Origin of the sequence: Rathayibacter sp. AY1F3, from assembly GCF_002931975.1 — a bacterium.
Classification (GTDB): domain Bacteria; phylum Actinomycetota; class Actinomycetes; order Actinomycetales; family Microbacteriaceae; genus Rathayibacter.
This window is the reverse complement of sequence record NZ_PSVF01000052.1, coordinates 1-7,287: the sequence shown is the minus strand read 5'-3', so window position 1 is coordinate 7,287 and position 7,287 is coordinate 1. Positions and strand designations below refer to the sequence as shown.

Genomic DNA, 7,287 nt, shown 5'->3' with positions numbered 1-7,287 from the left:
GGCGGACGCGACCCGCTCCACCCGCCCCGCCACCCCCGGAAGCCGACCGCGGCGAGCCGGGCGCGGACCGGCTCGCCACAAGCACAGCCGAACCAGTGATCCGCGTGCCAGCGGATCGCTGTAGGCGGACGCGACCCGCTCCGCCCGCCCCGCCATCTCCGGAAGCCGACCGCGGCGAGCCGGGCGAGGACCGGCTCGCTACTTGATCAGCCGCGACAGCAGCCGGTCGGCGAGGATCCTGCCGTCGGTCTGGCAGGTGGGGCAGTACTGGAGCGTGGAGTCGTGGAAGACCACTTGGCGGATCGTGTCGCCGCAGACGGGGCACGCCTCTCCTGTGCGGCCGTGGACGCGCATGCCGAGCTTCTTCTCGCGCTTGAGGTCGGCCGCGTGCAGGCCCTCGGCGCGGGCGAGCGCCTCCTCGAGTGTGTAGCGGAGGGCCGCGTAGAGGCGGTCCAGCTCGTCGGCGGTGAGCGCGGCGGGCTTGAAGGGCGACATGCGCGCCACGTGGAGGATCTCGTCCGAGTAGGCGTTGCCGATGCCGGCGATGCGGGACTGGTCGCGGAGGACGCCCTTCACCTGCGCCCGGCCCGCCGTGGCGAGGATCGCGCCGAGGATCTCCTCGGTGAACTCCGGGTCCAGCGGATCGGGACCCAGCCGGGCGACGCCCGGGACGTCGAGCGGATCGGCGACGATCGAGAGCGCGAGGCTCTTCTTCGTGCCGGCCTCCGTCACGTCGAACCCCGACCCGTCGTCGAGGACGAGCCGCGCGGCGAGCGGTCCCCGGCCGGGCTTCGCCGGCGCCGTCGGCCGCTCGGGCCGCCAGCGGACCCAGCCGGCGCGGGCGAGGTGCAGGAGGACGTGGGCCTCGCCGACTGCGAGGTCGAGGAACTTGCCGTGCCGCGACACTCCGTGGACGGTCTCGCCGGAGAGAGCCGACGGCGGGATGGCGACGGTCTTGAGGGCGGAGATCGCGAACACGTCGAGCCGCTCGAGGACGCGTCCGCCCAGGCGCGCGTCGAGATCGAGGGCGAGGGCCTGGACCTCGGGGAGTTCGGGCATGCGACCACCCTGGCCCGCGGGTCCCGCACCGTCCACCCCTGGCGGAGGGGACGGCAGCCGGTCAGTCGCCGAAGCGCGTCGCCGCGACCTTCCGCAGGAACAGCTCGTGGAACCGGTAGTCGCCGGTGATCTCGGGGTGGAACGCCGTCCCGAGGAGGTTGCCCTGCTCGACCGCGACCACCCGCCCGTCGGCGACGCTGGCGAGCGCGGTCGCCCGCTCCCCCAGCTCCTCCACGACCGGTGCGCGGATGAAGACCGCGTGCACCGGCGGATCGCCGATGGCCGGCACGTCGAGATCGGTCTCGAAGGAGTCGAGCTGGTTGCCGAACGCGTTCCTCCGGACCGACACGTCCAGGCCGCCGAAGCTGCTCTGGCCGTCGATGCGGTCGAGGACCCGGTCGGCGAGCATGATGAGCCCGGCGCAGGTCCCGTAGACGGGCATCCCCGCCCCGATCGCATCGACGACCGGCTCCGCGAGGTCGAAGAGGCGCGACAGCTTGTCCATCACCGTGGACTCGCCGCCCGGGATGACCAGCCCCGCGACGGTGGCGAGCTCCTCCGGGCGGCGCACCAGCACCACCTCGGCGCCCAGCTCGCGCAGGACGTGCGCGTGCTCGCGGAAGTCGCCCTGCAGCGCGAGGACCCCGACGCGGAGCCCCTCGAGGGACTCCCGCGTCGTTCCTGCGCCGGCGAGCGGCGCGTCGGCGCTACCAGCCACGCTCGGCGAGGCGGTGCGGCGCGGGCACGTCGGCCACGTTGATGCCGACCATCGCCTCGCCCAGGCCGCGCGAGGCCTCCGCGACGACCTTCGCGTCGTCGAAGAAGGTGGTCGCCTTCACGATCGCGGCCGCGCGCTTGGCGGGCTCGCCCGACTTGAAGACGCCGGAGCCGACGAACACGCCGTCGGCGCCCAGCTGCATCATCAGCGCCGCGTCGGCCGGGGTCGCGACCCCGCCGGCGGTGAAGAGGACGACGGGGAGCTTGCCGGTCCGGGCGATCTCGACGACCAGGTCGTAGGGGGCCTGCAGCTCCTTCGCGGCGACGTAGAGCTCGTCCTTGGTCATCGCCTTCAGGCGGTTGACCTCGCCGGAGATCGTGCGGATGTGCTTGGTCGCCTCGGAGACGTCGCCGGTGCCGGCCTCGCCCTTCGAGCGGATCATCGCTGCGCCCTCGGTGATGCGGCGCAGCGCCTCGCCGAGGTTGGTCGCTCCGCAGACGAAGGGGACGGTGAAGTTCCACTTGTCGATGTGGTTCACGTAGTCGGCGGGCGAGAGGACCTCGGACTCGTCGATGTAGTCGACGCCGAGCTCCTGCAGGATCTGCGCCTCGACGAAGTGGCCGATGCGCGCCTTCGCCATGACGGGGATCGACACGGCGGAGACGATGCCGTCGATCAGGTCGGGGTCGCTCATGCGTGCGACGCCGCCCTGCGAGCGGATGTCGGCGGGGACGCGCTCGAGCGCCATGACGGCGACCGCGCCTGCGTCCTCCGCGATGCGGGCCTGCTCGGCGTCGACGACGTCCATGATGACGCCGCCCTTGAGCATCTCGGCGAGACCGCGCTTGACGCGGCTCGAGCCGAACTGCTCGGGAGCGGACGAGGACGGAGTGGTGGTGTCGGTCATGTTCGCGAGTCCTGTTCTGTGCGGCGACTTCCGCCGACGGCAGCTCCGAGTCTACGAGACGGCGCCTACCGCCCGCGGCGCTGGACAGGGGGCCGGGCGGCGGTCTAGAGGCTCGGCCAGGCCGCCGCGAGGCTCGCCCGCACGTCGCCGAGCAGCTGCGGGAGCGCCTTGGTGCGGGCGATGATCGGGAAGAAGTTCGCATCGGTCGCCCAGCGCGGGACCACGTGCTGGTGCAGGTGCGCGGCGATCCCCGCTCCCGCGACCGCGCCCTGGTTCATCCCGAGGTTGAAGCCGTCGTTGTTCGAGACCGAGCGGACGACGCGCATCGCCGTCTGCGTGAGCGCTCCGATCTCGGCCACTTCCTCGGGAGTGGCCTCGTCGTAGAGCGGGATGTGCCGGTACGGGCAGACCAGGAGGTGGCCGGAGTTGTACGGGAACAGGTTCAGCAGGACGTAGGCGTGCTCCCCGCGGGCGACGATGAGGGCCTCCTCGTCGCTCAGCGTCGGCGCCACGCAGAAGGGGCAGTCGTCGGCTCCGGGCTGCCCCTTCTGGATGTAGACCATCCGGTGCGGCGTCCACAGGCGCTGGAACTCGTCGGGAACCCCGGCGAGGTGCGCCGAGCCCTCCGCTCCCTCGGGCACGCAGCCGTCGCTCACGCTCAGACCTGCGCCTTCGAGGCGACGGCCTCGCGGATGCGCGCGACGGCGTCGGCGACCGGGATCCCGTTCTCCTGCGTGCCGTCTCGGAAGCGGAAGCTGACGGCTCCGGCGTCGCGGTCCTTCTCCCCCACGATCATCTGGAAGGGCACCTTCTGCAGCGTGGCGTTGCGGATCTTCTTCTGCATCCGGTCGCTGGAGTAGTCGATCTCGGCGCGGATGCCCGACCGCTTGAGCTCGCCGACGACCTCCTCGAGGTAGGGCAGGTACTCGTCGGCGATCGGGATGCCCACGACCTGGACCGGCGACAGCCAGACCGGGAACGCCCCGGCGTAGTGCTCGGTGAGGATCGCGAAGAAGCGCTCGATGGAGCCGAAGAGCGCGCGGTGGATCATCACGGGCCGCTTCTTCGAGCCGTCCGAGGCCGTGTACTCGAGCTCGAAGCGCTCGGGCTGGTTGAAGTCGAGCTGGATGGTCGACATCTGCCAGGTGCGGCCGATGGCGTCGCGCGCCTGCACCGAGATCTTCGGACCGTAGAACGCCGCTCCTCCCGGATCCGGCACCAGCTCGAGACCGGAGGCGACGGCGACCGCGCGCAGCGACTCGATCGCCTCCTCCCACTGCTCGGGCGCACCGACGAACTTCGGGTTGCCCTCCTCGTTCGTGGACAGCTCGAGGTAGAAGTCGTCGAGGCCGTAATCGCGCAGCACCTGCAGCACGAACTCGAGGTTGCGGGTCAGCTCGGCCGACACGTCCTCCTGCGCGACGTAGATGTGGGCGTCGTCCTGGGTCAGGCCGCGCACGCGGGTGAGGCCCTGCAGGGTGCCGCTCTTCTCGTAGCGGTACACGGTGCCGAACTCGGCCAGGCGCAGCGGGAGCTCGCGGTAGCTGCGGCCGCGCGAGCGGAAGATCAGGTTGTGGAACGGGCAGTTCATGGGCTTGAGGTAGTAGTCCTGGCCCTGGCGGGTGACGTTGCCGTCCTCGTCCTGCAGCTCGTCGAGGTGCATCGGGGGGAACATCCCCTCGGAGTACCACTGCAGGTGCCCGCTCGTGAGGAACAGGTCGCCCTTGGTGATGTGCGGCGTGTAGACGAGCTCGTAGTCGTGGGCGAGCAGCTGCTCGCGCATGTACTGCTCGATCTCGTAGCGGATGATCCCGCCCTTGGGGTGGAAGACCGCGAGGCCGGAGCCGATCTCGTCCGGGAAGGAGAACAGGTCGAGCTCGTGGCCGAGCTTGCGGTGGTCGCGGCGCGCCGCCTCCTCGAGGCGGGCCTGGTGCTCGCGCAGCTCGTCCTTCGTGGGCCACGCGGTGCCGTAGACGCGCTGCAGCTGCGGGTTCTTCTCCGAGCCGCGCCAGTAGGCGGCAGCGTTGCGGGTCAGGGCGTAGCCGTTGCCGATCATGCGGGTGTTGGGCAGATGCGGGCCGCGGCAGAGGTCCTTCCAGACCGTCTCGCCGGAACGCGGGTCGACGTTGTCGTAGATGGTGAGCTCGGCGCCGCCGACCTCGACGCTCTCGTCCTCGGCTCCCCCGCCCTTGATCCCGATCAGCTCGAGCTTGTATGGCTCGCCGGCGAGCTCGGCGCGCGCCTCCTCCTCGGAGACGACGCGGCGCACGAACCGCTGGCCCTGGCGGACGATGCGGTCCATCGCCTTCTCGAGCGCCTTCATCGCCTCGGGCGTGAAGGGCTCCTCGACGTCGAAGTCGTAGTAGAAGCCGTCGGTGACGGGCGGGCCGATGCCCAGCTTCGCCTCCGGGTTGATCTGCTGCACCGCCTGTGCGAGCACGTGGGCCGCGGAGTGGCGGAGGATGTTCAGCCCGTCCGGCGAGGAGATGAGCACCGGCTCGATGCGGTCGCCCGGCACGACGTCGGCGGCGAGGTCCTTGAGCTCCCCGTTGACGCGGATCGCGACCACGGCCCGGTCGGTGAAGTGCGTGAATCCCGTGCCCGCCTCGGTGACGACCGAGTGGGACTCGTTCTCTGCGGGATTCAACGGTTCGTTCGACACGTGCGGGCACTCCTCGGGCTCGGTTGACCCCTCGACTGTAGTCGGCGGCGGCCTCTACCCGAGCGCGTCGCGCACGCGGACGCCGAGCGCGCGCAGAGCGGAGGCGAGCTCGTCCCGGTCGGCGCCGGGGAGCACGAGCGAGCTGCGCTCGAGCTGGTGCAGGAGGACCTCCTCCAGGCCGGGCGGCAGGGAGTCCACGGCGAGCGCCCCCTCGAGTGCGGCGAGCACGGCGACGACGGCCACCGCGTCGCGTGCCGCGAGTCTGCGTGCGCTGATCTCCATGCGTCTCCGTCCGTGTCGTCCGACCCCGTCACCCTGCCGACAGGACGTGCCCCGGAGAGGGGCGCGGGGGCGACCGGTGCGCAATCCGTCCAGGTGGCATCCTGGTCCGATGGGTGCCGGTCCTGCGCTGCAGCGCTTCACGCGCTCCGGGGCCGACCTGGAGGAGGCGCGGCGCTTCTACTCGGACGGCTACGGCGGGTCGGGATTCCGGACGGAACCGGTCGAGCGGCCCTTCTCCTTCCGCTACGACGTCTCCGGGAGCGAGGGCGTGAGCCTGCGGACGTCGGTGTTCCGGGGCTCCGTGTCCGGGGGGCTGCGTCCGGCGGGCGAGTACGTCGTCTCGTGGTTCCTCTCCGGCACGAGCGTGGTGGACCCGGAGGGCGATCGGATCGTCCACCTGCCGGGGCGGCCGGTCGTGTTCCCCAGCGCGCGTCCGTTCGAGTTCGTCAGCCGTGACTTCCAGCAGCGGCTCGTGCACGTGGCCGCCGGCCTCCTCGAGCAGGTCGCGTCCGAGGCCGGCGACGGCGTGCCGCTGCCGCTCGTCTTCGACCACCGCTCGATCGCCTCCGCGTCGGCACTCCCGGGCTGGTGGCGGGCGGTCGACGACTTCGCGGGCGTCCTCCGGTCGGGCCGCGAGGCGACAGCGCTGCAGCTCGTGGCGGCCGAGCGCGGCGTCGCTCTGCACCTGCTCGCGACCTTCGCGCACCGGCCGGTCGTCGTTCCGGCGCAGGTGCTGCGGCCGGGGCTCGAGCACCTGCTGCGTGCCGCCGAGTTCCTGCACGCGTTCGCCGCGTCGCCCGTCACCGTGTCCGACATCGCGACAGCGGCGGGGCTCACTCCGCGGGCGCTGCAGGCCGCGTTCCGGAGGCACTTCGGCGACACTCCGCTCGGCTACCTGCGCGGCGTGCGTCTCGACCGGGCGCGCGTCGAGCTGCGCGAGGGCGCTCCGGGCGAGGAGACCGTGCGCGCCGTCTCCGCGCGCTGGGGCTTCCTCAACCAGGGCCGCTTCTCGGGGGCGTACCACCGCCGCTTCGGCGAGTACCCGGTGGAGACCCTGCGCCGCTGACGCTCAGGCGCCGGGAGCGAGATCGCGGGCATAGCAGACCGAGTGCTCGGACCCGATGTAGGCGCCGAACGGCGGGATGGCGTGGTAGCCCTCCCGGAGGTAGAACCGCATCGCGTCGGGCTGGAGCGTCCCGGTCTCCAGCACCAGGCGCGTCGTGCCCAGAGCGGCCGCCCGCGCCTCGAGCGCGCGCAGGACGGCCGTGGCCGCTCCGGTGCCGCGGGCGGCGCGGTCGGCGAACATCCGCTTCACCTCGATCGCCCCCGGTCCGAGGACGTCGTCGTCGAGAGGCCGCAGTCCGCCGCAGGCCACCGCCGTGCCGCTCGCGTCGCGGGCGACGAGGAAGACGGGCACGTCGTCGGCCGAGGGCGGCGTGCCGGGCTCGTGGTCGTCGTTGCCGTAGCGCTCGTCGAGCTCGCGCCGCTGCGCGTCGCGCAGACGCTCGGCGTCCGGGTGGGTCCACGCCACCTCGTCGATGGTCCAGCTCATGAGGGCTCCTCCCGGCCGCGCGGCGGGCACGGCCGAGGCCATTCTGCCGGCCGCCCGCGGCCGGGAGGAGCCCTCATGAGCTGGACCATCGACGAGGTGGCGTGGAC

General features: G+C 72.1%; 8 protein-coding genes. 1 reads left to right on the top strand and 7 read right to left on the bottom strand.

Translation table 11 applies throughout. The annotated features are described in order from the left end of the window. Positions 1–198: 198 nt before the first annotated feature. The 6 genes from C5C39_RS16780 to C5C39_RS16755 form a co-directional block, all read right to left on the bottom strand. Positions 199–1,059: an Fpg/Nei family DNA glycosylase gene (locus C5C39_RS16780; RefSeq protein WP_104225339.1), complete on the bottom strand. Its 861-nt coding sequence runs from the start codon at positions 1,057–1,059 to the stop codon at positions 199–201. 61 nt (positions 1,060–1,120) lie between these two features. Continuing rightward, positions 1,121–1,693 carry a pyridoxal 5'-phosphate synthase glutaminase subunit PdxT gene (gene pdxT, locus C5C39_RS16775; protein ID WP_374953715.1) on the bottom strand — a complete coding sequence of 191 codons (573 nt, stop codon included), beginning with the start codon at positions 1,691–1,693 and terminating at the stop codon, positions 1,121–1,123. A 73-nt stretch (positions 1,694–1,766) separates the two neighbouring features. Continuing rightward, positions 1,767–2,684 carry a pyridoxal 5'-phosphate synthase lyase subunit PdxS gene (gene pdxS / locus C5C39_RS16770; RefSeq protein WP_104353916.1) on the bottom strand — a complete coding sequence of 306 codons (918 nt, stop codon included), beginning with the start codon at positions 2,682–2,684 and terminating at the stop codon, positions 1,767–1,769. 104 nt (positions 2,685–2,788) lie between these two features. Continuing rightward, positions 2,789–3,340 (bottom strand): HIT domain-containing protein, encoded by a 552-nt coding sequence (locus tag C5C39_RS16765; RefSeq protein ID WP_244230646.1) that lies wholly within the window; start codon positions 3,338–3,340, stop codon positions 2,789–2,791. A 2-nt stretch (positions 3,341–3,342) separates the two neighbouring features. Further along, a complete protein-coding gene (gene thrS / locus C5C39_RS16760) occupies positions 3,343–5,331 on the bottom strand; it encodes a threonine--tRNA ligase (RefSeq protein ID WP_104353918.1) in 1,989 nt (662 codons plus the stop codon). 69 nt (positions 5,332–5,400) lie between these two features. Next, entirely contained in the window at positions 5,401–5,628 is a 228-nt protein-coding gene (locus tag C5C39_RS16755; RefSeq protein ID WP_104225342.1) for a hypothetical protein, read from the bottom strand. A gap of 109 nt (positions 5,629–5,737) precedes the next feature. Here C5C39_RS16755 and C5C39_RS16750 point away from each other — a divergent pair, with 109 nt between their 5' ends. Continuing rightward, positions 5,738–6,694, top strand: coding sequence for an AraC family transcriptional regulator (locus C5C39_RS16750; RefSeq protein ID WP_104327523.1), 957 nt, complete (start codon positions 5,738–5,740; stop codon positions 6,692–6,694). A 3-nt stretch (positions 6,695–6,697) separates the two neighbouring features. Here the strand turns inward: C5C39_RS16750 and C5C39_RS16745 are convergent, their stop codons facing one another. Further along, positions 6,698–7,180, bottom strand: coding sequence for a GNAT family N-acetyltransferase (locus tag C5C39_RS16745; protein WP_104261679.1), 483 nt, complete (start codon positions 7,178–7,180; stop codon positions 6,698–6,700). Positions 7,181–7,287 lie beyond the last annotated feature (107 nt).

Bases quoted from the DNA above. Each gene is read 5' to 3' on its own strand.
- pdxS (WP_104353916.1), bottom strand. From the start codon at position 2,684: ATGACCGACACCACCACTCCGTCCTCGTCCGCTCCCGAGCAGTTCGGC.
- C5C39_RS16755 (WP_104225342.1), bottom strand. From the start codon at position 5,628: ATGGAGATCAGCGCACGCAGACTCGCGGCACGCGACGCGGTGGCCGTC.
- C5C39_RS16750 (WP_104327523.1), top strand. From the start codon at position 5,738: ATGGGTGCCGGTCCTGCGCTGCAGCGCTTCACGCGCTCCGGGGCCGAC.
- C5C39_RS16745 (WP_104261679.1), bottom strand. From the start codon at position 7,180: ATGAGCTGGACCATCGACGAGGTGGCGTGGACCCACCCGGACGCCGAG.
- C5C39_RS16780 (WP_104225339.1), bottom strand. From the start codon at position 1,059: ATGCCCGAACTCCCCGAGGTCCAGGCCCTCGCCCTCGATCTCGACGCG.